Origin of the sequence: Rhodopseudomonas pentothenatexigens (assembly GCF_900218015.1) — a bacterium.
Classification (GTDB): Bacteria; Pseudomonadota; Alphaproteobacteria; order Rhizobiales; family Xanthobacteraceae; genus Rhodopseudomonas; species Rhodopseudomonas pentothenatexigens.
Genome location: NZ_UFQQ01000004.1, coordinates 134,030 through 159,092 on the forward strand (window position 1 = coordinate 134,030; position 25,063 = coordinate 159,092).

Here is a 25,063-nt window from a genome sequence, read left to right on the forward strand (position 1 = left end):
ATTGGTCATGCGGCGGCGGCAAACGAGGTCACGTCGACGATGCGGTCCGCGATGATCTCACGGATCTCGTCGTCGTGCACGATGGCGATGATCGCGGCGCCCTGCGCCTTGGTCTGTCCGATCAGTTCGACCACCACGGCGCGATTCTTGGCATCGAGCGATGCGGTCGGTTCGTCGAGCAGCAGGATCGGCGTGTGCGAAATGAACCCGCGGGCGATGTTGACGCGCTGCTGCTCGCCGCCCGAGAATGTCGCCGGCGGCAGCGTCCACAGCCGCTCCGGGATATTGAGCCGGCGCAGCAGCACGCCGGCCTGTTCGCGCGCCGCCTCGCGAGCGGTGCCCTGCACGATCAACGGTTCGGCGACGACATCGAGCGCAGCGACACGGGGGACGGCGCGCAGGAACTGGCTGACATAGCCGATGCTGCCGCGGCGCGCGGCGAGGATCTGGCGTGGCTGCGCGGTGGCGATGTCGAGCGTCGCGCCGTCATGGGCGATCCGGATCGCGCCGGTATCGCAGCGATAATTGCCGAAGATCATCTTCAGGATCGACGATTTGCCCGCGCCCGAAGGGCCGGACAGCACGACGCATTCGCCGGGCTGAACCTGGAAGCTGACGCCGCGCACCACCGGCAGCGTGACGCCGCCCTGCAGATGCATGACGAAACTCTTCTGGGCGTTGTCGACGACGAGAGCGGGAGCTTGGGTCATGGTCATCACGCCGGCAGGATCGAGGAGACGAGCAGTTGGGTGTAGGGTTCGCGCGGATCGTCGAGCACCTGGTCGGTCAGTCCGGTCTCGATGACGCGGCCGGATTTCATCACCAGGATGCGATGCGACAGCAGCCGTGCCACCGCGAGATCGTGGGTGACGACGATCGCGGCCAGCCCGAGTTCGGCCACCAGGCTGCGGACCAGATCGAGTAGCCGCGCCTGCACCGAAACGTCGAGCCCCCCGGTCGGCTCGTCCATGAAGACGAGGCGTGGATCGGTGACCAGGTTGCGGGCGATCTGCAGCCGCTGCCGCATGCCGCCCGAATAGGTGCGCGGCGCGTCGTCGATGCGGCCGGTGTCGATCTCGACCCGCTCCAGCCAGTCGCTCGCGACGCTGCGGATCTTGCCGTAGTGATTCCAGCCGATCGCCATCAGCCGCTCGCCGACATTGGCGCCGGCCGAGACCGCCATGCGCAGGCCCTGCGCGGGATCCTGATGAACGAAGCCCCAATCGGTGCGCAGCAGCAGCCGACGTTCGGCTTCGCCGAGTTCGGCGAGATCGCGCAAGATGCCGTCGCGCATCCGATAGGACACGCGGCCGGCGCTCGGCGTCATCTGTCCCGACAGCATCTGCAGCAGGGTCGATTTGCCGGAACCGGATTCGCCGACGATCGCCAGCACTTCGCCGGGGAAGAGCTCGAACGACACACCGCGGCAGGCATCGATCCGGCCGTAGCGTTTCGACAGGCCATCGGCGATCAGCAGCGGCTGATCGGCCGCGGTGAAGGCGCCCGGTGCTGCGGATGAGACGCGATCAAGCATGGGCGCTCTCCATCGGTGCCGTTTCGCTGCCGGTGTGCCCTTGCGCGCGGCGGCCTTCGCAATAATCGGTGTCGGAGCACACGAACATCCGCGTGCCCGCGTTATCGGTGACGATCTCGTCGAGATAGGAATCGTCGGCACCGCACAGCGCACAGCAGCCGTTCTGGCGATAGCGCGTGAACGGATGGTCTTCGAAATCCAGCGACACAACCTGGGTGTAGGGCGGGATCGCGTAGATCCGCTTCTCGCGGCCGGCACCGAACAGTTGCAGCGCCGGGCAGCTGTCCATCTTCGGATTGTCGAATTTCGGCGTCGGCGACGGATCCATTACGTAGCGGCCGGCGACCTTCACCGGATAGGCATAGGCGGTGGCGATGTGGCCGAACTTGGCGATGTCCTCGTACAGCTTGACGTGCATCAGCCCGTATTCGGCGAGCGCATGCATGCGCCGGGTCTCGGTCTCGCGCGGTTCGAGATAGCGCAGCGGCTCGGGAATCGGCACCTGATACACCAGCACCTGGCCTTCATGCAGCGGCGTCTCGGGAATCCGGTGCCGGGTCTGGATCACGCTCGCGTCCGGCGTCGACGTGGTGGTGGCGACGCCGGCGGTCTTGGCGAAGAACTGACGGATCGAGATCGCGTTGGTGGTGTCGTCGCTGCCCTGGTCGATCACCTTCAGCGTATCGTCGGGACCGAGGATCGACGCGGTCACCTGCACGCCGCCGGTGCCCCAGCCATACGGCATCGGCATCTCGCGGCTGGCGAACGGCACCTGATAGCCGGGGATCGCGATCGCTTTCAGGATCGCGCGGCGGATCATCCGCTTGGTCTGCTCGTCGAGATAAGCGAAATTGTAAGTCGCCTCGGTCATTCCGCAGCCTCGCGCAGCTCGGGTTGGTCCTGGTTGAATTCGGCGCGCAGCTTGCGCAGCAGGCCGAGCTCGGACTGGAAATCGACGTAGTGCGGCAGCTTCAGATGTTCGACGAAGCCGGTCGCCTGGACGTTGTCGGAATGCGACAGCACGAACTCCTCGTCCTGCGCCGGCGCCTTGACGTCCTCGCCGAGTTCTTGCGCGCGCAGCGCGCGATCGACCAGCGCCATCGACATCGCCTTGCGCTCGCTCTGGCCGAAGGCGAGTCCATAGCCTCGGGTGAAGCGCGGTGCTTCGGTCGCCGAGCCTTTGAACTGATTGACCATCTGGCACTCGGTCAGCGCCACGCTGCCGAGCGGCACCGCGAAGCCGGTGTCCTCGGCCTCGAAGAACACTTCGACTTCGCCGAACCGGATTTCGCCGGCGAACGGATGGTTGCGGCCATAGCCGCGCTGAGTGGAATAGCCGAGCGCCAGCAGAAAACCCTCGTCGGCGCGGGCGAGGTTCTGCAGCCGCAGATCGCGTCCGGCTGGAAAGTTCAGCGGTTCGCGGGTGAGATCGCCGACCGCGCTGTCGTCCTCGGCAACCGGCGACTCTTCGATCAAGCCGTCCTGGCGCAGGATGTCGGTGACCCGCGGCGTCGGCGCGTCACTGGCTTCCGCCGTTGCCGGCTCGGTCGGATCACCGCCTTCGGCGAGCTGCGGATCGAGCAGCCGATGGGTGTAGTCGAAGGTCGGGCCGAGGATCTGGCCGCCGGGAATGTCCTTGAAGGTCGAAGAAATCCGCCGCCGCACCGCCATTGCGCCGGTGTCGACCGGCTCGGACGAGCCGAACCGCGGCAGCGTGGCGCGGAATGCCCGCACCAGGAAGATCGCTTCGATCAGATCGCCGCGTGCCTGCTTGATCGCCAGCGCCGCGAGCTCGCGATCGTACAGCGAGCCTTCGCTCATCACCCGGTCGACGCCGAGCGCGAGCTGACCGGAGATCTGGTCGAGCGTCAGCTCCGGCACCGCGCGGTCGCCGCGGCGGGCGTCGGCGAGCAGCCGGTGGGCATTGTCGATGGCGCGTTCACCGCCTTTGACTGCGACATACATCGGTCAGCTCCCTTGGCTGAGGCGCGTGGTGCGCGGGATCGCCACCATCTGATCGCCGCTCACCAGCACCACATCGATGCCGCGCGGAAACAGCGCCGCGTTGATATTCAGGCGACCAAACAGATCGGCCGGCTGCAGCACTGCCTGCAGCAGCGTCTCGCCGTCGATACCCGGACCATGCAGCCGGAAGCTGTCGCCGGTGCCGAGCGCCTGCACTTGAACAATGAGTGTCGTCGACCGGTCCGGATATTCGGGCGTGCCGAGCGCGAACCGCTCGAGCGGAAGGAGCGCGGCGCCGTTCCCGATCAGCGCGAACGCCGCGGCCGAAGGATCGTCGGTCAGCGGCGCGCCGGTGTGAAACTTCAGCCAGCGCGCGACCGTGCCGTCCGCCACGATCGCATCGTCAAGCCAGATCGGGGTGTCGTGGTCGAGCAGCGTCAGCGCCAGGGCGGCGCTGGCGTGCATCAGCGGCGCCGGCGTGCCGGCGGAGGTTGAGATGCGTTGGATGCGGCCGGGCCTTGCCATCGCTTCCATCACGGCGCGGAAGGTCGATTGCGCGCCGAGCACCTTGTCGGCAAAGCCGGTGGCGAGTTCGGTGGTGGTCATGGTCAGCCCTCTCCGCGCACCAGTGTGTAGAAATCGACCTTGGTGGCCGCGGTCTGGGCGGCCTTTTCGGCGCGTGCGGCTTCCATTTGAGTCCGCAGCGGCGCGATTACCTCGGCTTCGACTGCGTCCGCATAGTCCGGCGATTGCAGCAGGGCGTCGCACAGCGCGATCAGCTTCGCTTTGCTGCGGTCGCGGCCCAGCGTGTAGCCGAACCCGACCTCGCCGCTGGCGAGCCGCACCGCGGCGCGCGACACCGTCGCCTCGCCGAGATTGAAGGCGGCGCCGTCGCCGCCGATCCGTCCGCGCAGCATCACCAGCCCCTGTTCCGGCTCGCGGAGCAGCGTGAATGCGGGCGGCGCCAGCGCGCCGAGGCGGGTGTCGATCGCGGCGGTCGGCGAGGCGGCCAGCACCGCCATGGCGGCGCGGCGGACCGGGATCGCGGCTGGTTCGGAGAAGTTCGTGGTTTCGGCCGTCATCGCCATTGCCCAGATGAAGTTGTCTATGTTAATAGACAACTTGATAGAGGCACAATGTGAAAACTCGATGACGCCGAATTCCGTGGTGGGCCATGATCACGAAAGCGTTCCTGTCATGAGTGCCGAGGCGCTGTCAGCCGGCGTGGCGTTGTGGCGCCAGGTCGCCGACGGCATCGAACAGGCGATCGCCGACGGCCGCTATCTGCCGGGCGGCAAGCTGCCGGGCGAGACCGAGATCGCCGAGAATTATGGGGTCAACCGCCATACCGTGCGCCGCGCGCTCGCGGCGCTGGCGGAGCGTGGGCTGGTGCGCGCCGAACGTGGCAGCGGCACCTTCGTCCGCAGCCGCCGGATCGCCTACCCGCTGCGCACCCGGACGCGGTTTTCCGAGATCATCAATGCGGGCGGCCGCGAACCGCGCGGACAGTTGATTGCCGCGGAGCGCGAGCCGGCAAGCGGCGCTCTGGCTGGGCAGCTCGATCTCGCGATCGGCGCTCCGCTGTTCCGGATCGAGGCTCTGCGATCGGCGGACGGCGTGCCGATCAGCCGCGGCACCACCTGGCTGTCGGCGGTGCGATTTCCCGACGCTCCCAAGGTGTTCGCGGCGAAACGCTCGATGACCAAGGTGCTGGCGCATTACGGCATCAGCGATTATCGCCGGCTGTCGACCCGGATCACCGCCTCGGTGGTCGATGCCGCCGATGCGGCGCGGCTCGATCTGGCGGCCGGGCGGCCGGTGCTGGTGGTCGAGAGTATCGACGTCGCCGCCGATGGCACCCCGCTGCTCACCTCCCGCGCCCGCTTTGCGGCAGAGCGGGTCGAGTTCGTGATCGAGCCGGATTAGCGCGCGCCCTGCGCTCATGTCATCGCCCGCGCAGGCGGGCGAACCAGTATTGCAGAGAGTTCGCGGCAGAGCACGGGAGCTCTGGGATACTGGATCCTCCGCATACGCGGAGGATGACGGCTGGGAGTTGGACGGTGGCGGTAACGGTGAGCGACGCGTTGCGTCGCTTTTAAGCGACCGCCTTCCGGCCGATGATCGCGAAGCGCAGCTTGCTGGAGATCCAGTCGATCGCCGCCACGGTGACAAGGATCATCAGGATCAGGAACGACACCTTCTGCCACTCCAGCACGCGGATCTGCTCGGCGAGCTGCAATCCGATGCCGCCGGCACCGACGATGCCGATGATGGTAGCGGAGCGAGTGTTGGACTCGAAGAAGTACAGCACCTGGCTGGCCAGGATTGGGACCACCTGCGGCAACATGCCGAAGCGGACGCTGTGCAGATGCGAGCCGCCGGTCGCCTTGACGCCTTCGCTCGGCTTGTCGTCGGCGGCCTCGAAGGCTTCGGAGAACAGCTTGCCGAAATTGCCGAGGTCCGAGCACATCACCGCGAGGATACCGGCGAATGGGCCGAGTCCGACGACGCCGACCCAGATCAGCGCCCAGATCAGCGTGTCGACGCCACGCACCATGTCGAGCAGCCGACGGGTCAGCAATTGCAGCGGACGGATGCGCAGCACGTTGCGCGCCGCCAGGAACGAAATCGGGAACGCCAGCAGTGCCCCGCCGAGGGTACCGAGAAGCGCGATCGCCAGCGTCTCACCCATCGCTTGCAGATAGACTTGCGCGAGCTGCCACGAACCGGGATCGGGCGGCAGCATCAGACCGAGAAACTCGATCAGTCGGCCAGTGCCGCTGAACAGCCGATCGAACGGGATTTCGAGCCGGATCAAGCCGAACACGAACACGGCTGCGGCCAACGTCAAGCCACCGACGAGTTTGGCGCGCTTGATCCAGTCGGGCCGGAACTGTTCAGGAAACCGCGCGGCGATGCCGGCTTCGTCGCCGAAGCTGAGGGTGCGGCGGGCGGTGTTCATCGTCGCTCCTGACCGATCAGGCGGCGGCGCACGCCTTCGGTGAAATAGTCGATGACCATCACGGTGACGATGATCAGCAGCAGGATGGCGCTGACATCGCTGTAATAGAACTTGCGCACCGCCTCGATCAGGTCCTGGCCGATGCCGCCGGCACCGACGAAGCCCATCACCGCGGCGCCGCGGACGTTAATCTCGAACCGCAGCAGTGCGTAACTGACGAAATTCGACAACACCTGCGGCACTACGGCGAACCGCACCATCTCGAACCAGTCGCCGCCGGACGACACCACGCCTTCCAGCGGCTTGTCGTCGATGTTTTCGACCACTTCGGCGAACAGCTTGCCGAGCGCGCCGGTGGTGTGGATCGCGATCGCCAGCACGCCAGGCAGCGGGCCGAGACCGAACGCCAGCACGAACAGCAGCGCGAATACGATCTCCGGCACGGTGCGGCAGAATTCGAGGAAGCGGCGGGTGACGAACACCAGCGTCCGCGACCGCACCAGATTGGCCGAGGCGAGAAAGCACAGCGCGAAGCCGGTGAGCGCCCCGAGCAGCGTGCCCACATAGGCGATCAGGATGGTGTCGAGCAGCAGACCGGTCCAGCGTTTGATGCCCCAAAACCACTCGTTCAGGTCGGTCCACAGCGTGGCGAGCGCCAGCTTCGGCGCGATCGAGATGAAATACGACGGAAACCGCCAGAAGTTTTCGGCGAGCTTGACCAGATCGACTTCACCCATCCAGGCCGCCGCGGCGATCGCGACGATCAGGATCGCGCCGCCGAGCGCCAGCCGCCGCCGCTTCGCCGCCACGGCCGCGTCGTATTGATCGGCCAGGGCGCGAAGCTGGGGCTCGGGAAGTTCTGTAACGGCGGCCTGCATTCGGTTGTCCGACATGACGACGTGGGCGGCTGGTGGGCCGCCCACGTCCGATGAGGTGCGGGGATTCGTCAGGACTTCGACTTGCGCAGGCTGTCGACGAACTTGATCAGCTCGACCACCGGCTCGTAGTCCTTGTGGCTGGTCGCCGCATAGGGCTTGGCCTTGCCTTCATAGATCTTGTTGAAGGTTTCCGGATCGTTGGTGGCGAGGTCGAGCACTGCCTTGCGGATCGCCGCCTTGAGGTCTTCCGGCATGTCCGACAGATAGGCCATCGGCGAGTTCACGATCAGGTCCGACTTCAGAATGATGCGGAAGTCAGCAGCCTTGGCCATGCCCTTGCGGTCCATCCGCAGCAGGTTGGATTCGTCCTCGGTATTCCACCAGTTGAACGCCGCATCGCAGGTGCCCTGGGCGACGCCGATCACCGCGTTCTCGTGGCTGCCGGCGTAGATCACCTTGGCGAAGAACTTGTCGGGATCGATCGACATCTTGTTCATCATGAAGCGCGGCACGTTGTTGCCGGACGTCGAATTCGGATCGACCAGGCACAGATTCTTACCCTGCAGGTCCTGGATCTTCTGGTAGGGCGAATCCTTCTTCACATACAGCACCGAGTGATAGCCCTTGGAGCCGTCACCATTGACCTCGATCGCGAACGGCTCGACCTTGGCGCCGACCAGATAGGCGCGGGCGTAGGAGGCCGGTCCATACATGCCGATGTGGATGTTGCCGGCGCGCTGGCCTTCGATCACCGCGGCGTAGTCGTTGGCGATGCGGAGCTTCACCGGCACGCCGAGCTGCTTGGTGAGGTAGTCGGTCAGCGGCGTCCAGCGCGTGGTGGTGCCCGAAGCGTTCTCGTCCGGAATCTTGCCGAACACCAGCTCGGGATATTTCGCCTTCCAGTCCTGCGCCGGCGCGGCCTGCGCGGTGAACGCCAGCGCCGCAGCGGCGGCGACGAGAGTACGGAGCTTGATCATCACGATTCCTGTCTCTTCGAGTTCGATGAACGGTCGAAACACGGCAACCGCACGCGGGCGCGCCGCGGCGGTGCCGGATGGGGGGACGGCGAACCGATCGCCGCCGGGATCAGGCCACGGCGACGCCGGCCAATGCGGGGGCGGGAAGGCCGTGCGGAACGTGCGACGCAGCGCCCAGCACCTCGTCGGCTTCGAGATCGTAGAGTTCGCGCGCGATCTGGTCGGTGAGCATCGCCGGGGCGCCGTCGAACACCACGCGCCCCGAAGCCATGCCGATCAGCCGATCGCAATAGCTGCGGGCAAGATCGAGCGAGTGCAGATTGCACAGCACGGTGATGCCGAAGTGCTTGTTGATGCGCAGCAGCGCATCCATCACGATCTTGGTGTTGCGCGGATCGAGCGAGGCGATCGGTTCGTCGGCGAGCACGATGTCGGGCTGCTGCACCAGCGCCCGGGCGATCGCGACGCGTTGCTGCTGACCGCCCGAAAGCTGATCTGCGCGCTGCGCCGCATAGGACGCCATATCGAACTGATCGAGCGCCGAGATCGCCAGGGCGCGGTCCTGCTCGGGCCACATCTGCACCAGCGAGCGCCACGACGGGACTTCCGACAGCCGCCCCATCAGGACGTTGGTCAGCACGTCGAGCCTGCCGATCAGGTTGAACTGCTGAAAGATCATCGCGGAGCGCGCGCGCCACTGCCGCAGTTCGCGGCCCTGCAGCGCGGTGACGTCGACGCCTTCGAACAGGATGCGTCCTTCGGACGGCTCCGCCAGCCGGTTCAGCATGCGCAGCAGGGTCGACTTACCTGCCCCGGATCGGCCGATCACCCCGACGAAGCTGCCGCGCTCCACCGAAAACGATGCGCCATCCACGGCGGCTTTGCTGCCGAAGCGGCAGGTCAGACCCTCGACTACCAGCATGCGCTGCTCCCGAAACAGGTTCGGGGGAATCGCTACCGCCGTTGTTTTGCAGCCGTGTGACAGAGCGTGTAGTTCTGCCGCCACATCAAGGTGTTCGCTCCGTCATCGATGCGTCACGACGATGTCATGAACGGCGTCGATGACAGGTCTCAACCCCAATCATCGCGCACGAGAAGTCCATGGCCGCGAAACTGCTATCGGTCGCGCCGACCGTCGATCCGACCGCCAAGCTGCACGACGTTACGCTCGGCGCCTATTGCGAAGTCGGCGCCCGCACCATCCTGAATGAAGTGGCGATGGGTGACTATTCCTACGTCGTCAACGACTCGCAGATCACCTACACCGGTATCGGCAAATTCTGCTCGATCGCGGCGATGACCCGGATCAACCCCGGCAATCACCCGATGCAGCGCGCCACCCAGGCGCATTTCACCTATCGTGCCAGCACGTATTTCGAGGGCGAGAGCGACGACGCCGAATTTTTCGCCTGGCGGCGATCGCATCACGTCGAGATCGGCCACGACGTCTGGATCGGTCACGGCGCCATCGTGCTGCCCGGCCGTAACATCGGCACCGGGGCTGTGGTGGCGGCGGGCGCCATCGTCACACGTGACGTGCCGGCCTACACGATCGTGGCCGGCAATCCGGCGCGGCCGGTCCGCCGCCGCTTCTCCGAGGTGGTGGCCGAGCGGCTGGTCGCGCTGGCGTGGTGGGACTGGAGCCACGAGGCGCTGCGCAAGGCGCTGCCGGACTTCCGGAAACTGTCAGTCGAGGAATTCCTCGACAGACACGAAGCTGCGGCCATGACCCGGCAGGCGGCGGGCCGGGAGCCTGCAACGGAACAGCAGGTGACGGGATGAGCGAGATCGCGATCGAAGGCGGCCGGACGCTGATCGGTGACGAGATCGCCGAGGCCTCGCTGCAGATCGCCGGCGGCGCCATCGCGGCGGTCGGCTCCACCAGCGGCAACGCCGCGATCCGGATCGATGCGCGCGGCCTGCTGGTGCTGCCCGGCATCGTCGATCTGCACGGCGATGCGTTCGAGCGGCAGATGATGCCGCGGCCGGGCGTCGACTTCCCGATCGACGTCGCGCTGATCGACAGCGACCGTCAGGCGATCGCCAACGGCCTGACCACGGTGTTCCACGCCGTCACCTGGTCGTGGGAGCCCGGCCTGCGTAGCGCCGACAATGCCCGCCGGATGCTCGACGCGATCGACCTGACCAAGCCGCGGCTGTCGGCCGACACCCGCATCCATCTCCGCCACGAAACCTTCAATCTCGATGCGGTCGACGAGATCGCGCAATGGATCGGCGACCGTCGCGTCGATCTGTTCGCGTTCAACGATCACATGGACTCGACGCTGGCGAACCTCGACAAGCCGCACAAGCGCAACCGGATGGTCGAGCGCACCGGCCTCAGCGACGATTCATTCGACCGGCTGGTCGAGCGCATCGCGGCGCGTGGCGACGAAGTGCCACAGGCGAACCGCCGGCTCGCGGCGATCGCGCGCGAGGTGTCGATGCCGATGCTGTCGCATGACGACGACACTCCGGCGATGCGGCAGGGCTTCCGCGATCTCGGCGTCGGCATCGCCGAATTCCCGACCACCGAAGAGACCGCGCGTGACGCGGCGCTGCACGGCGACTTCATCGTGTTCGGCGCGCCGAACGTGGTGCGCGGCGGCAGCCACACCGGATGGACCAGGGCAGCCGATATGATCGCCAAGGGGCTGTGTTCGGTGCTGGCCTCCGACTACTACTATCCGGCGCCGCTGCTCGCCGCGTTCCGCCTGGTGCACGACGGCATCCTGCCGCTGGAACAGGCCTGGAAGCTGATCTCGGAGAATCCGGCACGCGCTGCCGGGCTCGGCGAGCGCGGCAGGCTCGCGACCGGCCAGCGTGCCGACGTGCTGCTGGTCGACGACCGCGTCGCGCTGCGGCCGCGGATTGTGGCGGTGATCGCGGGCGGCCGGCTGGTGCATGTCGACGATCCGGAGCGCTTCGTGATCACGCGCAGACTGCCGCACCCGGCTGGCGTTGCCGCCTGATCTGACGCTATCATTGTCAGTGATGTCGAATTTTCCGCGTTACGCGATTTACTATCTACCCGCCGTCGGAAGCGCTCTGGCGCAGTTCGGCGCGGTGATGCTCGGTTACGATGTCGTGACCGGCGCTGATGTGGCGTTTGCACCGCCGACTGCGGCGGTGGCGGATTGGCGCGAGATCACCGCCGATCCGCGTGGTTACGGCTTTCACGCCACGCTGAAGGCGCCGTTCACATTGGCCGACGGCCGCCGCGATAGCGAGCTGTTGTGGGCCTGCGCAACCTTTGCCGAAACGCCCCGGGCGATTCCGCGGATCGTGCCGGTGATCCGGCCGATCGGCAGGTTCATTGCGCTGGTGCCCGATGTTCCCTCGGAGCCGCTGCAGCAGCTCGCCGCCGACTGCGTCCGCGACTTCGATGGGTTTCGCGCCCAGCTGTCGGCAGAGGATCGGGCCCGTCGCAGGCCGGAGCAGCTGACGCCGCAGCAGATCGAGCATCTCGACCGCTGGGGCTATCCCTATGTGATGGACGAGTTCCGGTTTCATATGACACTGACCGGCTCGCTCGACACCGCCCGCCATGACGAACTGTTGGCGCTGCTGCGCGGAACGTTCGCGGCGACCGGCATCGATCGGGTAGCAATCGATCGGATCGCGGTGCTGCGCCAGGACGCGCGTGGCGAACGCTTCAAGAGCATCGCGCAATTCGAACTGCGCAGCGCCGACTATTAGCGGTCGAGAATCGAGCCGAGCCAGTCGCTGACCGCCTCGGGCATGGCGGTGACCCGGCCCGGCCACGGACCGGTGGCGAAGCCGACATGGCCGCCTTGCTCGGGTTGCCAGAGCGTCACCATCGCGCCGGCCTCGTCCGGTGTCGGCAGCGAGGCGGCCGGCACGAACGGATCGTTGCGCGCGTTCACGACCAAAGCGGGGATCTTGATCTTGCGCAGATGCGGTTTGGACGATGCTCGGGTCCAGTAGTCGTCGACACCCGCAAAGCCGTGCAGCGGCGCCGTGAAGGCGTCGTCGAAGTCGCGCAAGGTCGTCGCACGCTGAACGCGCTCGCGGTCGAACAACCCCGGATGCTGCTGCCATTTGGCGAGCGCGTTCGGAATCATCGTACGCAGGAAATGCCGAGTGTAGAGCGGGCGGTTGATCCCGCTGTCGATCGCGGCGCCGGCGGCGACCAGATCGAGCGGGGCGGAGACCGCCGCCACTGCGCGCGCAATCTCCGCGGCGCCACTTCCGGCCTCCTCCGCCCAGCGCAACAGCGCGTTGCCGCCGAGCGAGACGCCGGCGGCCAGCACCGGCGCATCGGCACGGTCGCGAATTCGCGCCAGCAGCCAGCCGACCTCCTGGAAGTCGCCGGAGTGATAGGAGCGCGGCGCCAGATTGAGTTCGCCCGAGCAGCCGCGGAAATGCGGGATCGACAGCCGCCAGCCGCGCGCCAGCGCGCCCTGCGCAAACGCGATCGCGTAGCGGCTCGCCGACGATCCTTCGAGTCCGTGAAACAGCACCAGCCACGGCGCATGGTCCCGCCCGGGCAGATGATCGATGTCGATGAAATCGCCGTCCGGCGCCCGCCAGCGTTCGCGGATGAGCTTGATGGCTTGCGAGGCCCGCGGCTGCGCGAACAGCGTCGGCCAGATGGTTTGCAGATGGGCGCCGGGCAACCACCACGGCGCGCGATAGGATCGCAGGTCAGTCATGTCGAGCAGAAGCGAAGGAGGGACAAACACAAAAAGAGGGGCGAGCGAGATGCAGCTATCCACCCGGATGGTGGGTCACTGCAACCGACTGCGTCAACATCGCATTAGCTTTGCATTTGCAACTAACGTTTTGCGATGGCCGCACAGGTCGCTGTTGTTGTCGGGCCGGCACCGCCCTAAGCTGATCTTCATAGTGACAAGCGATCGGTGCCGAAGCAGCCGGGATCGCCCCTATGAGGAAATCGCCATGAAGGTCGCCGACCCAGCTCCCTTCCGCCACCTGTCGCCCGACGAGCTGGAATGGCTCGCCGCCGCCGAATGGGCGCAGGCCGAATCCCTCAGCGATGCGCCAAAGGGTCTCGTGATGCAGTCCGCCACCGAGATGCATGCGCGCGCCAAGCTCAAACGCATCCTCCTCAGCCAGGTCCCGACCAAGCATTAGCCGTCGCCGTCGTCTGCGGGCTTGACCATCTGGAGACGGCGGACGCACACCGGTCGTGATGACCTCCGCACCGCATCCTGCCTGCCCGTCAGGTCCCGGCGCCTATGTGGTGGCGATCGCAATCGCGGCGCCGCTTACGGTCCGGCTCGGCGGCCTGTCGGCGCGGCTTCGGCCTGGGCGCTATCTGTATTGCGGTTCGGCCTATGGTCCGGGCGGACTGCAGGCCCGGCTCGCGCGGCATTTTCGTAAGGACAAATCGATCCGCTGGCATGTCGATCAATTGACCACTGCCGGCGAGGTCAAAGGCGCCTGGGCGATCGCGCGTGGCAACGAATGCGTTCTGGTGGAACGCCTCGGATTTCTGCCGGTGCCGATCGAAGGCTTCGGCGCCACTGATTGCGCCCACTGCCGCAGCCATCTGTTGCGCTGGCCATCGCGCGTCGCGGCCCGTACAGTCCGCGCGGCGCTCGCCGGAGACGACGAACCGCCGGTGTGGCTGCGGGTCAGCGCGACGCCCCGGTCTCGCGCCTGATCCAGCCGAGGTATTTCTCGGCACCCGCGGTCACCGGAAGCTGGATGATCTCCGGGGTATCGTAGGAGTGCAGCGAGGTGATCAGGTCGCGCAAGGCAGCGAATTTCATCGGCAGGGTCTTGAACAGCAGCAACTGCTCGGCGTCGCTGGTGATCTTGCCGTCCCACCAATAATGGCTGGTGATCGCCTGGATCTGGACGCAGGCGGCGAGCCGGGCCTCGAGCGTTGCGACTGCCAATCGTTCTGCCTCCTCCTTGCTCGGCGCCGTCACCATCACCACGCAGGCTTCGCCCTCATCCATCGCTTGGTTCCTCCGGCGGATTTGATCCGCCGCGTTGCGGGCCGCGCCGGTTGTTTGCTAGCGGCAAGCCGTTCCCAGTCAGCTTCGGAAGATCCGTCATGCCGATTTACGGCTTCGTCTGCAACAAATGCGGTCACCAGTTCGAAACCCTGCTGTTCTCGGGTGACACTGCGGTGTGCCCGTCCTGCGAAAGCACCAGCCTCGAGCAACAATTGTCGCTGATCGCCAAGCCAGCCAAAGGCGGGCCGGAGGCGCCGATGTGCGACGGCAAGGGCGGCTGCGGCGGCTGCTGCATGCCGGACGTCTGCGCCTAGCAGTCCGAACGGCCTTACCCGGTTACTGCGACCGTCCCGAACGGAACGATCGCGCGTTTCGCGTCGTTTGCACGCCGACGAGCATTCCTCCGAGGCAGGCGAGACATGACCCAGATTACCCGCACTTTCGACAGTGCCGCACAGGCCAAGACCGCACTCGCTGAACTGAAGCAGCGCGGCTTCCATCAGGTCGAGCTGATCGAGTTACCAGACCGCCGCGGCCCGAACGGCGGCGGTGCGGTTGTCCGGGTCGAGCCGCCGTTCGGATCAGCGCTTGCCGCCACGGCGATTCTGGACCGCCATGGCGGCAAGGAATCGGCGCCTGGTGCAGCGAATCCGGAGCCGGCAGCCTCGCCGCTGCAGCAGCCGGCAAAGGCGGATACTCAGCCGCTGTCTGGCGGAGCCAAGCAGGCCCCTTCGCCGGCGAAGACCGCTGCGCCACGCACCGCGGCGCCACAAGAGCGGCGGCAGGAGCTGCGCAGCGGCCCGAGCACACTGTCGGAATGGCTCGGCATCCCGGTGCTGATCGATTCCAATACCTACTTTTCCGGTTTCCCGCTGCTGCTGCGGCCGTCCCGAAAGGCGCCGGCCGCGAAGTCCGAGTGACGGCGGACGTGTCACCGCATGCGGCGGCGCGGACGCTTTCGTCGATCCGTCCGGCTTGCTAGCATCGCGTCGCCTCGCCGACCGGCGGGGGACCACGACATCAGCGACCCGATGACGTGCCCTGCGCGCCAGCCGGCGTGCGGCGCGCGCATGCGGCAGGAGTGCAGGCCATGAAGCTCACCAGTCCCGAGATCGCCGAAGGCGCCATCATTGCGCACGAGCAATTGTTCAACAGCTTCGGCTGCACCGGCGCCAACGTGTCGCCGGCCCTGAGCTGGAGCGACGCGCCCGCCGGCACCAAGAGCTTCGCGGTGACGATGTACGATCCCGATGCACCGACCGGCAGCGGCTGGTGGCACTGGGTGGTTTTCAATATTCCGGCCACGACGACGTCGCTGCCGAAAGGCGCGGGCGATGTCGCGAAGGGGTTGATGCCCGAAGGCGCGATCCAGGGGCTGACGGATTTCGGCGTGCCCGGTTACGGTGGTCCATGCCCGCCGCCGGGCGACAAGCCGCATCGCTATCAGATCACCGTGTTTGCGGTCGACGTCGAAAAGCTGCCGAACGCAGGCGCGACCGCGATGCCGGCGCTGGTCGGTTTCGATCTCAATTTCCACACCTTGGCAAAGGCGACGATCACCGGTCTGTTCGGACGCTGAGTCCCGGACGTTCAGCCCGGGATCTCGCCCCCGTCGCGAAGATGGCCGATTCGGTCTGCCATCTGTCGCGGCGGACGTGGTCGGGGATCGTACCCGGCGGCGCTGACGTTGTGATTAGTTGCTGGCTTCGGCGCTCTGCGGCGCACGCCGCGCCGGCATTGATGCAGCGCCCGCCGAGACGCAAGGGATCGGGCGCCACGAGCCATCGGGCGCGCGCTCATACGACGTGCATCCCGAGCTGGCTGCGGTTTGGCTGGCGTTACGCTGGTCCTGCTGGCCGCGAGCCAGTGCCGGTGCGGCAGCGAAGCTCGACGCGATCAACGCACCGGCAACCACAGCAGTCGTCAAAGAGTTGGTCATTCGCATGTCCGGTCCTCCATTTTCGGAAACGCGGACGGAGTCCTGACGGGCGAATGTGACGATTTCTTGCAAATTGTGGCTGTTGCCGCGATCTTGCCTCAACGATCCGCAAACGGCGTCATCGTGAGTACGCTCACGCACATTGATGCAGGATTTCAGCGCGACAACACGATCCGGCCCGCTGCGGTGCGGTCCTGCCAGTGATGCCGAACCAGTTCCGGATCGACGTGTTGCTCGACCGGCCAGCCGACGCACAGATAGGCGATGAACTTCCAGTCCGATGGAACTTCGAGATCGGTGCAGATCGACTGCGGATCGAGGATCGACACCCAGCCCACCCCGAGCCCGAGCGTCCGCGCGGCGAGCCAGAAGGTCTCGATCATCGCCACAACGGAATAATCCAGCGCTTCCGGCATGGTCTGGCGGCCGACGCCGAGGCCCTGTGCGGTCGCGCGATCGCAGAACAGCGCGAACTGCCGCGGCGCGACGTCGATGCCTTCGAGTTTGAGTTTAGCGTACAGCGCCGCGCGGTCGCCCTGATACGCGCTCGCTGCCACCTCGTTGCAGCGCAGGAAGTTGGCGCGGATCCGCGCCCGCGTCTCGGCCGAGTCGACGCTGATCCAGCGCCACGGCTGGCTGTTGCCGACCGAGGGGGCAAGCTGGGCCAGATCGAGCAGTTGTTCGATCAGCTCCGGCGCCACGGAATCGGTCTTGAAGCGGCGGACGTCGCGGCGCCACGCGATCAGTTCGGCGAATTTGTCGCGAAACGCTTCATCGAACACCGGCGGATTGGCGTTGGCGGCGGCGATCTCGGCCGGATCGGTCATCGCCACCAGTCTGTTCAGCGTCGAGCTCATAGTTTGCCTGCGAGCACGTCGGAGAGATCGGCGACGTCGGTGAGCAGCCGCGAAGCGGCGCGCAGCAGCGGCACCGCAAGGATCGCGCCGGTGCCTTCGCCGAGCCGCAGCCGCAGATCGAGCAGCGGCGCGGCATCCATCGCCTGCAGCGCGAGATCGTGGCCGCGCTCGGCGGAGCGGTGGGCGAATACGCAATAGTCACGGGCTTCCGGCGCCAGCCGCACCGCGACCAGCGCCGCGGCGGTGGCGATGAAGCCGTCGACGATCACCGGACGGCGCTGCGCGGCGGCGCCCAGCACCGCGCCGGCCATCATGGCGATCTCCAGCCCGCCGAATTCGGCCAGCACCTCGAGCGGTGCGGTGGCGGCGCTGCGCATCGCCGCCTTTTCGATCGCGGCCTTCTTCTTGACCATGCCGTCGGCATCCTGGCCGGCGCCGATCCCGATGCTCTGGTCGAGCGGCGCCGGGCCGAGGCGGTGCAGCAGCAGCGACGACGACGCGGTGTTGCCGATCCCCATTTCGCCGAGCGCGATCACGTCCGCCCCCGCGGCGATCTCGGCGCGCGCCAGTTCGGCGCCGCGATCGAGCGCCTGGCAGGACTCCGCGATGCTCATCGCCGGCTGGCGCGCCGCGTTGGCGGTTCCCATCCGCACTTTGGCGTCGATCAGATCGGGATGCTTCGGCAGCTCGGCGGCGACGCCGGCGTCGATCACCCGGACATCGACATGATTGGCTGCGGCGAATGCATTGGCGGTGGCCTTGCCGGCCAGATAGGTCATCACCATCGCCACCGTCACGGCGGACGGATATTGCGACACGCCTTCTGCGGTGAGGCCGTGATCGCCGGCGAACACCATCAGCACCGCGTTGTCGGCACGCGGCGGCTGCGGATGCCGCATCAAGGCGAGCTCGATCGCGAGGTCTTCGATCCGCCCGAGCGAGCCGAGCGGCTTCGCCTTGCCGTCCACCCGCGCCCGCAAGGTTGCTTTCAGCGACGGGTCGACCGGGGTGATCGACTGCGGCTGCCAGGTGACGAGGGTTTCGGTCGGCATCGGATGGTCCTTTGGTTCGGCAAGGCGCGCAACTGACGTAACCGCGCAAGCCCGGTCAACACCACCTTCGCGTTGTTGACCCGCAACAGCGTCGCAGCTAGCGTGCAGGACGATGGTCCTTCCGCAAGGAAGGTGAAAAGGGAAGCCGGTGGGAGACGCGGTGCGTCTCGATCCCGGAGCTGCCCCCGCAACTGTAAGCGACGAGCCATCGCCGAGGCCACTGGGAATTCCTGGGAAGGCGGCGAATGGCGGCGACTCGCGAGCCAGGAGACCTGCCATCGCGTATTGTGCTTTGAAGGGTCGTCGGGGCGGGGTGCACCGGACGGAAGCAGTGCGGACGGCAAAGGCCTCTCCCGCGCGTTCCGACAAAGCTCGATAGCTGACGCGATGATTCGAGCCCGATGGATTCCGAGCCCCCTGCCGATGTGAGCGCCGACCCGCCGCGCGTGCTGCCTGGCGCGCCGGTGATGGTCAGCGTCTGCACCACCTGCAAGACGATCGACGGCGTCGCCGTCGGTGCGCCGATGCTGGAAGCCGTCCGCGCCGCGCTGGCCGGCGCCGGCGCGGTGCAGGTGCGCGCCGTGCAGTGCCTGTCCGCATGCAAGCGCGCCGCCACCGTCGCAGTGTCGAGCGAAGGCGGCTACACCTTCGTGTTCAGCGATCTCGACGGCGCCAGCGGTGCCGATGCGGTTGCGGCGTTCGTCGCCTCCTATCAGGACAGTCACTACGGTTTGGTGCCGTGGCGGCAGCGACCTGAAGTCCTGCGCAAGGGCACCGTCGTCCGCCTGCCGCCGCCGCAATGGTCCCCGGACGATGGACGGGCGCCGGCATGAGTGCGCTGATCTCCACCCTCGTGCTCGGCGGCGCGCGCTCCGGCAAATCGGTGTTCGGCGAACGGCTGGTCACAGGCAGCGGTCTCGCCAAGATCTATCTCGCCACCGCGACCGCCAGCGACGACGAAATGTCCGATCGTATCGCGCATCACCGCGCCCGCCGCGGCGATGGCTGGACCACGATCGAGGAGCCGCTCGGGCTGGTCGATGCGCTGACCCAGCACGCCGGCCGTGGCCGCGCGGTGCTGGTCGATTGCCTGACGCTGTGGTTGTTCAACCTGATGGAAGCCGGCCGCGATCCCGAGGTCGAGGCCAAGCGGCTGGCGCGCTATCTCGGCGTCGCCGCGGGTCCGATCGTTCTCGTCTCCAATGAAGTCGGCCTCGGCCTGGTGCCGGAGACGCCACTCGGGCGTGCGTTCCGTGACGCCCAAGGCCGCCTCAATCAGACCGTCGCCGCCGCCGTGCCCGACGTCGCCTTCATCGCCGCCGGCCTGCCGCTGTGGCTGAAACGCCAAACAGGGGAGTAGTTCATGACCGCACGCGTTCCCGTCACGGTGCTCACCGGCTTTCTCGGTGCCGGCAAGACGACGCTGCTACGCGCGCTGCTCAATCAGTCGAGCGGCCGCCGCATCGCGGTGATCGTCAACGAATTCGGCGATGCCGGTTTCGACGGCGCGCTGGTCGAGGATTGCGGCGCGTCGGTCTGCGCGCCCGGCGACATCGTCGAACTCACCAACGGCTGTATCTGTTGCACCGTCGCCGACGACTTCATCCCGACGATGGAGAAGCTGTTGAATCGCGACACCCCGCTCGACGCGATCGTGATCGAGACCTCCGGGCTGGCGTTGCCGCAGCCGCTGCTGAAGGCGTTCGCCTGGCCGGCGGTGAAGACCCGCGCCACCGCCGACGGCGTTGTCACGGTGGTCGACGCGCTGGCGCTGAGCGAGGGGCGGGTGCCGCTCGACGACGATGCGGTGAAGGCGCAGCGCGACGCCACGCACGACGATCCGATCGAGGAAGTGTTCGAGGACCAGCTCGCCTGCGCCGATCTGGTGGTGTTGTCGAAGAGCGATCTGGTCGCGCCCGATCAACTTGCCGCGCTCGAAACCAAGCTGGCGAGCCGGATACGGCCGAACGTGCGCATCGTGCGCTCGCACGGCACCTTGGCGCCCTCGGTGCTGATCGGGCTCGATGCCGAAGCCGAGAACGATCTCGCGTCCCGCGCCGGCCATCACGCCGAAGGCGAGGAGCACGATCACGATGATTTCGATTCGCTGGTGATCACTCCGCAGCCGGCGGAAACGCTCGATGCGATGAAGGCGCGTGTCGGCGATGCGCTGGGGATCGACGGCGTGCTCCGCGTCAAGGGCCACGCCCGTGTCGCCGGCAAGCCGGCGCCGGTGGTGGTGCAGGCGGTCGGCTCGCGCATCGATCTGGCGTTCGCCCGTCCCGACGCAGAGCGTCCCGATCATCTGGTGGTGATAGGCCTCAAGGGCTTCGACGCCGACGCCGCCCGGCGCGCACTCGCGGGGTAGCCCATGTCGCCCTCCGTCATTGCGAGCGAAGCGAAGCAATCCAGGAGCTTCGGGTTCGGAGCTGGATTGCTTCGCTTCGCTCGCAATGACGGGGTGAGCGCGGTGCTCGTGCCACCAAGGCCCCTCGCATGCACCTGAAGCTCGATACCAGCGTTAGTATCGACGACGGCGATGTCGCGCGCGATCTTGGTCAGGCGACGGCCGACATCGTGGTGCTGTCGGCGGCCGATAGCGATCTCGCAGCGTTCGGCGCGGCGCGGGCCGGGATGCCGGACGACTATCCGACCCTTCAGCTCACCAATTTTCTCGCGCTCGGCCATCCGGCCTCGGTCGATCTGTATGTCGAACGCACGCTGTCAAAAGCCAAGCTGGTGATACTGCGGATGCTCGGCGGTGAGGCCTATTGGCCGCACGGCGTCGACAGTCTGCGGCGCGATGCGCTGGCGCGCGGCGCGCAGTTCGTTTGCATTCCGGGCGAAATGGAGTGGAACGCGGAGCTTGCCGCGCGTGGCACGGCCGATCTCGACGATGCTCGTGCGCTGTGGCGCTACTGCAGCGAGGGTGGTGCCGACAACATCAGCCTGGCGCTGCGCTATGCCGCTTGGATGATCCTGCGCGACGATTGCCCGCCGCCGCCACGGCCGATGCCGGCTGCCGGATTTTGGCCGGCCGAGCCGCGGTCCTCGCAAGGAAGGCGCGCGCTGGTGATCTTCTATCGTGCCCTGGCGGCGAGCGGCGATACCGCGGCGATCGCGGCGCTGCGTGACGCCCTGGCCGCGCGTGATTTCGATCCAACCTGCATCTTCGTGACCAGCTTGAAGGATGCGCGTTCGATCGCGTTCCTGCGCAGCGTGCTTGCCGCGACGCCGCCGGACGTCATCATCAACGCCACCGCGTTTGCGACCGCCACCGCCACGGACGACTCCGGCGTGCTGGCGTCGGCGGATTGCCCGATCCTGCAGGTGGCGCAGGCCGGGGTGACGCGCGAGCATTGGGAGCAATCCGGTCGGGGTCTCAATCCGCGCGACCTCGCCATGCATGTCGTGCTGCCGGAGGTCGACGGCCGTGTCTTCGCCGGAGCCGTGGCCTTCAAGCAGCGCGGCGGCGATGCCGAATTCGCGCCGACCGTGTATCAGCCGCTGCAGGACCGGATCGACGCAGTGGCGGATCTGGCGCAGGCCTGGGTGCGGCTGCGGCATCAGCCGCGCGACCAACGCCGCGTCGCCATCGTGCTTGCCAACTATCCGAATCGCGACGGCCGGCTCGGCAACGGCGTCGGCCTCGACACCCCACAATCGCTGCACGACCTGCTGTTCACGCTGCGGACGGAAGGCTATCTCACCCGCGAGCTGCCGGCCGACACAGCGGCGCTGATGGAGCAGCTGCAGCGCGGCCCAACCAACGAACTGCAGGGTCGATCCGATCGGGACGGCGGCGTGAGCTGGCCGATGGCGGACTACGCGGCGGCGTTCGCGGAGCTGCCGCAGGCGGTGCGCGAGGCGGTGACGACACGGTGGGGCGCGCCGGAGCACGATCCGCATGTCGCGGGCGGCGACTTCCGTCTCGGCCTGCACCGCTTCGGCAACATCCTGGTCGGCGTGCAGCCGGCCCGCGGCTACGCGATCGATCCGAAATCGAGCTTTCACGATCCGGAACTGCCGCCGCCGCATCACTATGTGGCGTTCTATCTGTGGCTGCGACAGGCGTTCGGTGCCGATGCGGTGATCCATCTCGGCAAGCACGGCAATCTCGAGTGGCTGCCGGGCAAGAGTGCCGGATTGTCGCGCGACTGTTTTCCGACCGCGCTGCTTGGGCCGCTGCCGCATCTCTACCCGTTCATCGTCAACGACCCCGGCGAGGGCATCCAGGCCAAGCGGCGGACCGCCGCGGTGATCGTCGATCACCTGACGCCGCCGATGACCCGCGCCGAGCTGCACGACGAGATGGCGCAGCTGGAAGCGCTGGTCGACGAATATGCGATGGCGGCCGATCTCGATCCGACGCGCGCGGACGCGATCGCCGAGGACATCATCTCGCTGGCGCGGGCGACACGTCTCGACGAAGATGTCGCGATCGATCGCGATACCGCGACGCTGGATGCGCTGCGGGCGATCGACGCGCATCTGTGCGATCTGAAAGAGATGCAGATCCGCGACGGGCTGCACGTATTCGGCCGTACGCCGCAGGCATCGCAGTGCGACGAGCTGTTGGTGTCGATCGCACGGCTGCCGCGCTCGGAGCTGAAGCTGCAGGATGCCTCGCTGCATCGTGCGATGGCCCGCGACCTCGGCCTGACGGATGCGGACGGTGCTGCGTTCGATCCGCTGACCCGCGATCTGGTGACGCCCTACACCGGCCCGCGCCCACCGATTCTCGCGGCGCTGAGCGATCGGCCGTGGCGGACGAGTGGCGACACTATCGAGCGCCTCGAAGCGCTCGCGTTGCGGCTGGTGGCGGGCGCCTCTGCGTCCCCCGAATGGCCCCAAGCGGGCCCGGTGCTCGAATGGATCGCGACGTCACTCCGCCCGGCGATCGAGGTGTCCGGCGGTGCCGAGCGCGAGGCGCTGCTCCGCGGGCTCGACGGACGGTTCATTCGGCCGGGGCCGTCCGGCGCGCCGACCCGCGGCCGTCCCGACGTGCTACCCACGGGACGCAATTTCTTCGCAGTCGATGTCCGCGCGGTGCCGACGCCGTCGGCGTGGCGGATCGGGCAGCTCGCCGCCGAGCGGCTGATCGAATCCTATTGGCAGGAAGCCGGCGAGTGGCCGCGTTCGATCGCGCTGTCGGCGTGGGGCACCGCCAATATGCGCACCGGCGGCGACGACGTGGCGCAGGCGCTGGCGCTGATCGGCGCGAGGCCGACCTGGGAGGACGCCACCGGCCGCGTCACCGGTTTTGCGATTGTGCCGCTGTCGGAGCTGCGGCGGCCGCGCGTCGACGTCACGTTCCGCGTCTCAGGGCTGTTCCGCGACGCCTTCCCGGTGCAGATGGATCTGATCGCCAGCGCGGTCGCGGCAGTCGCGGCGCTCGACGAACCGGATGACGCCAATCCGATCGCCGCCCAGGTCCGCCTCCGCAGCGAGCAATTAGTTCAGAGCGGCGTCGATCCCGATTTGGCGAAAAGACAAGCCGGCGCGCGGGTGTTCGGCGCGAGGCCCGGCAGTTACGGAGCCGGGCTGCAGGCGATGATCGACGACGGCGGCTGGGACAGCCGCAATGATCTCGCTGGCGCTTACCTCGCCTGGGGCGGCTATGCCTATGGGGCAGGGCAGGACGGAGCCGAGGCGGCCGATGCGTTCGCAACGCGGCTGCAGGCGGTCGATCTGGTCGCGCAGGCGCAGGATAATCGAGAGCACGATATTCTCGACTCCGACGATTACTACCAGTTCATCGGCGGCCTCGCCGCAGCGGTTGAAAGTCTGCGTGGACAGGCGCCGCGGATCGCTCATGTCGACACGTCGCGGCCCGAAGCGCCGCTGCCGCGGACGCTGGCGCACGAGATTTCGCGCGTGGTGCGGGGCCGCGCCGCTAATCCCAAGTGGATTCAGGGCGTGATGCGCCACGGCTACAAGGGCGCCTCCGAGATTGCCGCCACGGTGGACTATCTGTTCGGCTTCGCGGCCTCGACCGACGCCGTCGGCAACCGCCATTTCGATTTGCTGTTCGCCGCCTATCTCGAAGACGATGCCGTGCGCCAGTTTCTGCAGGATGCCAATCCGGCGGCGCTGCGCGACATCGTGGCGCGGTTCGACGAGGCGATCCGGCGCGGGCTGTGGACGCCGCGCTCCAACCGCGCCGCCGACCTGCTCGCCGAATTTCTCACTCCGAAGGAAGCTGCATGACCGACCCGTTGCCCGATCGCGACGACAACGCCCGCCACGCCGAGAAGGCGAAGAAGCGGAAGGCCGCGCACGACAAGAAGCTGTCAGGCATGACAGATAGCAAGGGCCTGATTATCGTTCACACCGGCACCGGCAAGGGCAAGACCTCGGCGGCGCTCGGCATGGTGTTCCGTCACATCGGCCACGGCATGCCGGTCGGCGTGGTGCATTTCACCAAATCGGAGAAGTGGAATACCGGCGAGGCCAAGCTGCTGGCGCAATTTCCCGAGCTCGCGACGCTGCACATCATGGGCGAAGGCTTCACCTGGGAGACTCAGGACCGCGAACGCGACATCGCCGCGGCACGCGCCGGCTGGGACCGCGCCAGGGAGTTGATCCGCGACGACCGTCATCGCATGGTGCTGCTCGACGAACTCAACATCGTGCTGCGCTACGACTACCTGCCGATCGAGGAGATCGTCGCGGTGCTGCTCGACGAGAAGCCGGCCGACAAGCACGTGGTGATCACCGGCCGCAACGCCCACCCGGCGCTGATCGAGATCGCTGACCTGGTGACCGACATGACCCTGGTGAAGCACCCGTTCCGCGCCGGCGTGAAGGCGCAGAAGGGCGTGGAGTTTTGAGCGGGCGGCAGAGCCCCAAATATGTCATTCCGGGGCGCCGCGTAGCGGCGAACCCGGAATCCAGAAGTGCAGAACTCCTCAAGATTCCGGGTCCGCGCCTGTCGGCGCGCCCCGG

Annotated in this window: 28 protein-coding genes and 1 riboswitch; of the genes, 14 read left to right on the forward strand and 14 right to left on the reverse strand. The window is 67.1% G+C overall.

Annotated elements, in window-relative coordinates:
- Window positions 1-5: 5 nt before the first annotated feature.
- From phnL to phnG, 6 genes are read right to left on the reverse strand one after another with little or no spacing between them, the layout of a single operon-like run.
- Window positions 6-716 carry a phosphonate C-P lyase system protein PhnL gene (gene phnL, locus DWA33_RS04795; protein ID WP_114356950.1) on the reverse strand — a complete coding sequence of 237 codons (711 nt, stop codon included), beginning with the start codon at window positions 714-716 and terminating at the stop codon, window positions 6-8.
- Complete coding sequence (gene phnK, locus DWA33_RS04800; protein WP_114356951.1) at window positions 716-1,534, reverse strand: phosphonate C-P lyase system protein PhnK; 819 nt, start codon at window positions 1,532-1,534, stop codon at window positions 716-718. The genes phnL and phnK overlap by 1 nt, the downstream gene beginning before the upstream one ends.
- Window positions 1,527-2,405 carry an alpha-D-ribose 1-methylphosphonate 5-phosphate C-P-lyase PhnJ gene (locus DWA33_RS04805; RefSeq protein ID WP_114356952.1) on the reverse strand — a complete coding sequence of 293 codons (879 nt, stop codon included), beginning with the start codon at window positions 2,403-2,405 and terminating at the stop codon, window positions 1,527-1,529. The genes phnK and DWA33_RS04805 overlap by 8 nt, the downstream gene beginning before the upstream one ends.
- The gene (locus tag DWA33_RS04810; protein WP_114356953.1) at window positions 2,402-3,499 is read right to left on the reverse strand and encodes a carbon-phosphorus lyase complex subunit; all 1,098 of its coding nucleotides are present in this window, start codon (window positions 3,497-3,499) and stop codon (window positions 2,402-2,404) included. The genes DWA33_RS04805 and DWA33_RS04810 overlap by 4 nt, the downstream gene beginning before the upstream one ends.
- Window positions 3,500-3,502: 3 nt before the next feature.
- Window positions 3,503-4,105, reverse strand: coding sequence for a phosphonate C-P lyase system protein PhnH (phnH, locus tag DWA33_RS04815; protein WP_114356954.1), 603 nt, complete (start codon window positions 4,103-4,105; stop codon window positions 3,503-3,505).
- 2 nt (window positions 4,106-4,107) lie between these two features.
- A complete protein-coding gene (gene phnG / locus DWA33_RS04820) occupies window positions 4,108-4,581 on the reverse strand; it encodes a phosphonate C-P lyase system protein PhnG (protein WP_114357069.1) in 474 nt (157 codons plus the stop codon).
- Between the two features lie 115 nt (window positions 4,582-4,696).
- Between phnG and phnF the strand changes: the two genes are divergently transcribed.
- The gene (gene phnF, locus DWA33_RS04825; RefSeq protein ID WP_114356955.1) at window positions 4,697-5,425 is read left to right on the forward strand and encodes a phosphonate metabolism transcriptional regulator PhnF; all 729 of its coding nucleotides are present in this window, start codon (window positions 4,697-4,699) and stop codon (window positions 5,423-5,425) included.
- Between the two features lie 169 nt (window positions 5,426-5,594).
- On the opposite strand, the gene phnE (DWA33_RS04830) is transcribed toward phnF, so the two are convergent.
- From phnE (DWA33_RS04830) to phnC, 4 genes are all read right to left on the reverse strand, one after another.
- The gene (gene phnE / locus DWA33_RS04830) at window positions 5,595-6,461 is read right to left on the reverse strand and encodes a phosphonate ABC transporter, permease protein PhnE (RefSeq protein WP_114356956.1); all 867 of its coding nucleotides are present in this window, start codon (window positions 6,459-6,461) and stop codon (window positions 5,595-5,597) included.
- Window positions 6,458-7,339, reverse strand: coding sequence for a phosphonate ABC transporter, permease protein PhnE (phnE, locus tag DWA33_RS04835; protein WP_114357070.1), 882 nt, complete (start codon window positions 7,337-7,339; stop codon window positions 6,458-6,460). The genes phnE (DWA33_RS04830) and phnE (DWA33_RS04835) overlap by 4 nt, the downstream gene beginning before the upstream one ends.
- A gap of 68 nt (window positions 7,340-7,407) precedes the next feature.
- Complete coding sequence (phnD, locus tag DWA33_RS04840) at window positions 7,408-8,316, reverse strand: phosphonate ABC transporter substrate-binding protein (protein WP_114357071.1); 909 nt, start codon at window positions 8,314-8,316, stop codon at window positions 7,408-7,410.
- Between the two features lie 109 nt (window positions 8,317-8,425).
- Complete coding sequence (gene phnC / locus DWA33_RS04845) at window positions 8,426-9,238, reverse strand: phosphonate ABC transporter ATP-binding protein (protein WP_114356957.1); 813 nt, start codon at window positions 9,236-9,238, stop codon at window positions 8,426-8,428.
- 179 nt (window positions 9,239-9,417) lie between these two features.
- Between phnC and DWA33_RS04850 the strand changes: the two genes are divergently transcribed.
- The 3 genes from DWA33_RS04850 to DWA33_RS04860 are packed head-to-tail and all read left to right on the forward strand — an operon-like array spanning window position 9,418 to window position 12,015.
- Window positions 9,418-10,098, forward strand: coding sequence for a transferase hexapeptide repeat family protein (locus DWA33_RS04850; protein ID WP_114356958.1), 681 nt, complete (start codon window positions 9,418-9,420; stop codon window positions 10,096-10,098).
- A complete protein-coding gene (locus DWA33_RS04855) occupies window positions 10,095-11,288 on the forward strand; it encodes an alpha-D-ribose 1-methylphosphonate 5-triphosphate diphosphatase (protein ID WP_114356959.1) in 1,194 nt (397 codons plus the stop codon). Before DWA33_RS04850 ends, DWA33_RS04855 begins: the two co-directional genes overlap by 4 nt.
- A 22-nt stretch (window positions 11,289-11,310) precedes the next feature.
- Complete coding sequence (locus DWA33_RS04860) at window positions 11,311-12,015, forward strand: DUF1045 domain-containing protein (protein ID WP_114356960.1); 705 nt, start codon at window positions 11,311-11,313, stop codon at window positions 12,013-12,015.
- Here the strand turns inward: DWA33_RS04860 and DWA33_RS04865 are convergent.
- Complete coding sequence (locus DWA33_RS04865) at window positions 12,012-12,992, reverse strand: YheT family hydrolase (RefSeq protein WP_114356961.1); 981 nt, start codon at window positions 12,990-12,992, stop codon at window positions 12,012-12,014. The two genes, DWA33_RS04860 and DWA33_RS04865, sit on opposite strands and share 4 nt — an antisense overlap.
- 247 nt (window positions 12,993-13,239) lie before the next feature.
- Here DWA33_RS04865 and DWA33_RS04870 point away from each other — a divergent pair, with 247 nt between their 5' ends.
- Window positions 13,240-13,434, forward strand: a complete 195-nt coding sequence (locus DWA33_RS04870; RefSeq protein ID WP_114356962.1) for a hypothetical protein — start codon at window positions 13,240-13,242, stop codon at window positions 13,432-13,434.
- A 58-nt stretch (window positions 13,435-13,492) separates the two neighbouring features.
- Window positions 13,493-13,966 (forward strand): GIY-YIG nuclease family protein, encoded by a 474-nt coding sequence (locus tag DWA33_RS04875; protein ID WP_114356963.1) that lies wholly within the window; start codon window positions 13,493-13,495, stop codon window positions 13,964-13,966.
- On the opposite strand, the gene cutA is transcribed toward DWA33_RS04875, so the two are convergent.
- Window positions 13,938-14,267: a divalent-cation tolerance protein CutA gene (gene cutA / locus DWA33_RS04880; RefSeq protein ID WP_114356964.1), complete on the reverse strand. Its 330-nt coding sequence runs from the start codon at window positions 14,265-14,267 to the stop codon at window positions 13,938-13,940. The two genes, DWA33_RS04875 and cutA, sit on opposite strands and share 29 nt — an antisense overlap.
- Before the next feature lie 98 nt (window positions 14,268-14,365).
- Here cutA and DWA33_RS04885 point away from each other — a divergent pair, with 98 nt between their 5' ends.
- The 3 genes from DWA33_RS04885 (at window position 14,366) to DWA33_RS04895 (ending at window position 15,846) form a co-directional block, all read left to right on the forward strand.
- On the forward strand, window positions 14,366-14,581 hold the full coding sequence (locus DWA33_RS04885; protein ID WP_114356965.1) for an FmdB family zinc ribbon protein: 216 nt from the start codon (window positions 14,366-14,368) through the stop codon (window positions 14,579-14,581).
- A 105-nt stretch (window positions 14,582-14,686) separates the two neighbouring features.
- Window positions 14,687-15,187, forward strand: a complete 501-nt coding sequence (locus DWA33_RS04890) for a hypothetical protein (RefSeq protein WP_114356966.1) — start codon at window positions 14,687-14,689, stop codon at window positions 15,185-15,187.
- 170 nt (window positions 15,188-15,357) lie between these two features.
- The gene (locus DWA33_RS04895) at window positions 15,358-15,846 is read left to right on the forward strand and encodes a YbhB/YbcL family Raf kinase inhibitor-like protein (RefSeq protein WP_114357072.1); all 489 of its coding nucleotides are present in this window, start codon (window positions 15,358-15,360) and stop codon (window positions 15,844-15,846) included.
- A 515-nt stretch (window positions 15,847-16,361) separates the two neighbouring features.
- On the opposite strand, the gene bluB is transcribed toward DWA33_RS04895, so the two are convergent.
- A complete protein-coding gene (gene bluB, locus DWA33_RS04900) occupies window positions 16,362-17,033 on the reverse strand; it encodes a 5,6-dimethylbenzimidazole synthase (protein WP_430707861.1) in 672 nt (223 codons plus the stop codon).
- 26 nt (window positions 17,034-17,059) lie between these two features.
- Window positions 17,060-18,115, reverse strand: coding sequence for a nicotinate-nucleotide--dimethylbenzimidazole phosphoribosyltransferase (gene cobT / locus DWA33_RS04905; protein ID WP_114356968.1), 1,056 nt, complete (start codon window positions 18,113-18,115; stop codon window positions 17,060-17,062).
- A 96-nt stretch (window positions 18,116-18,211) separates the two neighbouring features.
- Window positions 18,212-18,409: riboswitch (cobalamin riboswitch) on the forward strand.
- 107 nt (window positions 18,410-18,516) lie between these two features.
- On the opposite strand from cobT, the gene DWA33_RS04910 reads away from it, so the two are divergent.
- The 5 genes from DWA33_RS04910 (at window position 18,517) to cobO (ending at window position 24,948) form a co-directional block, all read left to right on the forward strand.
- Window positions 18,517-18,948 (forward strand): DUF1636 domain-containing protein, encoded by a 432-nt coding sequence (locus DWA33_RS04910; protein WP_114356969.1) that lies wholly within the window; start codon window positions 18,517-18,519, stop codon window positions 18,946-18,948.
- On the forward strand, window positions 18,945-19,475 hold the full coding sequence (gene cobU / locus DWA33_RS04915; RefSeq protein ID WP_114356970.1) for a bifunctional adenosylcobinamide kinase/adenosylcobinamide-phosphate guanylyltransferase: 531 nt from the start codon (window positions 18,945-18,947) through the stop codon (window positions 19,473-19,475). Before DWA33_RS04910 ends, cobU begins: the two co-directional genes overlap by 4 nt.
- A 3-nt stretch (window positions 19,476-19,478) precedes the next feature.
- On the forward strand, window positions 19,479-20,483 hold the full coding sequence (gene cobW / locus DWA33_RS04920; RefSeq protein ID WP_114356971.1) for a cobalamin biosynthesis protein CobW: 1,005 nt from the start codon (window positions 19,479-19,481) through the stop codon (window positions 20,481-20,483).
- Window positions 20,484-20,611: 128 nt separating this feature from the next.
- A complete protein-coding gene (cobN, locus tag DWA33_RS04925) occupies window positions 20,612-24,325 on the forward strand; it encodes a cobaltochelatase subunit CobN (protein WP_114356972.1) in 3,714 nt (1,237 codons plus the stop codon).
- A complete protein-coding gene (gene cobO / locus DWA33_RS04930; RefSeq protein WP_114356973.1) occupies window positions 24,322-24,948 on the forward strand; it encodes a cob(I)yrinic acid a,c-diamide adenosyltransferase in 627 nt (208 codons plus the stop codon). Before cobN ends, cobO begins: the two co-directional genes overlap by 4 nt.
- The last annotated feature ends 115 nt before the right edge of the window (window positions 24,949-25,063 follow it).

What these genes read in the sequence shown, in the direction of transcription:
- phnL (WP_114356950.1), bottom strand. Translation starts at nt 716, where the DNA reads ATGACCATGACCCAAGCTCCCGCTCTCGTCGTCGACAACGCCCAGAAG.
- phnK (WP_114356951.1), bottom strand. Translation starts at nt 1,534, where the DNA reads ATGCTTGATCGCGTCTCATCCGCAGCACCGGGCGCCTTCACCGCGGCC.
- DWA33_RS04805 (WP_114356952.1), bottom strand. Translation starts at nt 2,405, where the DNA reads ATGACCGAGGCGACTTACAATTTCGCTTATCTCGACGAGCAGACCAAG.
- DWA33_RS04810 (WP_114356953.1), bottom strand. Translation starts at nt 3,499, where the DNA reads ATGTATGTCGCAGTCAAAGGCGGTGAACGCGCCATCGACAATGCCCAC.
- phnH (WP_114356954.1), bottom strand. Translation starts at nt 4,105, where the DNA reads ATGACCACCACCGAACTCGCCACCGGCTTTGCCGACAAGGTGCTCGGC.
- phnG (WP_114357069.1), bottom strand. Translation starts at nt 4,581, where the DNA reads ATGACGGCCGAAACCACGAACTTCTCCGAACCAGCCGCGATCCCGGTC.
- phnF (WP_114356955.1), top strand. Translation starts at nt 4,697, where the DNA reads ATGAGTGCCGAGGCGCTGTCAGCCGGCGTGGCGTTGTGGCGCCAGGTC.
- phnE (WP_114356956.1), bottom strand. Translation starts at nt 6,461, where the DNA reads ATGAACACCGCCCGCCGCACCCTCAGCTTCGGCGACGAAGCCGGCATC.
- phnE (WP_114357070.1), bottom strand. Translation starts at nt 7,339, where the DNA reads ATGCAGGCCGCCGTTACAGAACTTCCCGAGCCCCAGCTTCGCGCCCTG.
- phnD (WP_114357071.1), bottom strand. Translation starts at nt 8,316, where the DNA reads ATGATCAAGCTCCGTACTCTCGTCGCCGCCGCTGCGGCGCTGGCGTTC.
- phnC (WP_114356957.1), bottom strand. Translation starts at nt 9,238, where the DNA reads ATGCTGGTAGTCGAGGGTCTGACCTGCCGCTTCGGCAGCAAAGCCGCC.
- DWA33_RS04850 (WP_114356958.1), top strand. Translation starts at nt 9,418, where the DNA reads ATGGCCGCGAAACTGCTATCGGTCGCGCCGACCGTCGATCCGACCGCC.
- DWA33_RS04855 (WP_114356959.1), top strand. Translation starts at nt 10,095, where the DNA reads ATGAGCGAGATCGCGATCGAAGGCGGCCGGACGCTGATCGGTGACGAG.
- DWA33_RS04860 (WP_114356960.1), top strand. Translation starts at nt 11,311, where the DNA reads ATGTCGAATTTTCCGCGTTACGCGATTTACTATCTACCCGCCGTCGGA.
- DWA33_RS04865 (WP_114356961.1), bottom strand. Translation starts at nt 12,992, where the DNA reads ATGACTGACCTGCGATCCTATCGCGCGCCGTGGTGGTTGCCCGGCGCC.
- DWA33_RS04870 (WP_114356962.1), top strand. Translation starts at nt 13,240, where the DNA reads ATGAAGGTCGCCGACCCAGCTCCCTTCCGCCACCTGTCGCCCGACGAG.
- DWA33_RS04875 (WP_114356963.1), top strand. Translation starts at nt 13,493, where the DNA reads ATGACCTCCGCACCGCATCCTGCCTGCCCGTCAGGTCCCGGCGCCTAT.
- cutA (WP_114356964.1), bottom strand. Translation starts at nt 14,267, where the DNA reads ATGGATGAGGGCGAAGCCTGCGTGGTGATGGTGACGGCGCCGAGCAAG.
- DWA33_RS04885 (WP_114356965.1), top strand. Translation starts at nt 14,366, where the DNA reads ATGCCGATTTACGGCTTCGTCTGCAACAAATGCGGTCACCAGTTCGAA.
- DWA33_RS04890 (WP_114356966.1), top strand. Translation starts at nt 14,687, where the DNA reads ATGACCCAGATTACCCGCACTTTCGACAGTGCCGCACAGGCCAAGACC.
- DWA33_RS04895 (WP_114357072.1), top strand. Translation starts at nt 15,358, where the DNA reads ATGAAGCTCACCAGTCCCGAGATCGCCGAAGGCGCCATCATTGCGCAC.
- bluB (WP_430707861.1), bottom strand. Translation starts at nt 17,033, where the DNA reads ATGACCGATCCGGCCGAGATCGCCGCCGCCAACGCCAATCCGCCGGTG.
- cobT (WP_114356968.1), bottom strand. Translation starts at nt 18,115, where the DNA reads ATGCCGACCGAAACCCTCGTCACCTGGCAGCCGCAGTCGATCACCCCG.
- DWA33_RS04910 (WP_114356969.1), top strand. Translation starts at nt 18,517, where the DNA reads ATGGATTCCGAGCCCCCTGCCGATGTGAGCGCCGACCCGCCGCGCGTG.
- cobU (WP_114356970.1), top strand. Translation starts at nt 18,945, where the DNA reads ATGAGTGCGCTGATCTCCACCCTCGTGCTCGGCGGCGCGCGCTCCGGC.
- cobW (WP_114356971.1), top strand. Translation starts at nt 19,479, where the DNA reads ATGACCGCACGCGTTCCCGTCACGGTGCTCACCGGCTTTCTCGGTGCC.
- cobN (WP_114356972.1), top strand. Translation starts at nt 20,612, where the DNA reads ATGCACCTGAAGCTCGATACCAGCGTTAGTATCGACGACGGCGATGTC.
- cobO (WP_114356973.1), top strand. Translation starts at nt 24,322, where the DNA reads ATGACCGACCCGTTGCCCGATCGCGACGACAACGCCCGCCACGCCGAG.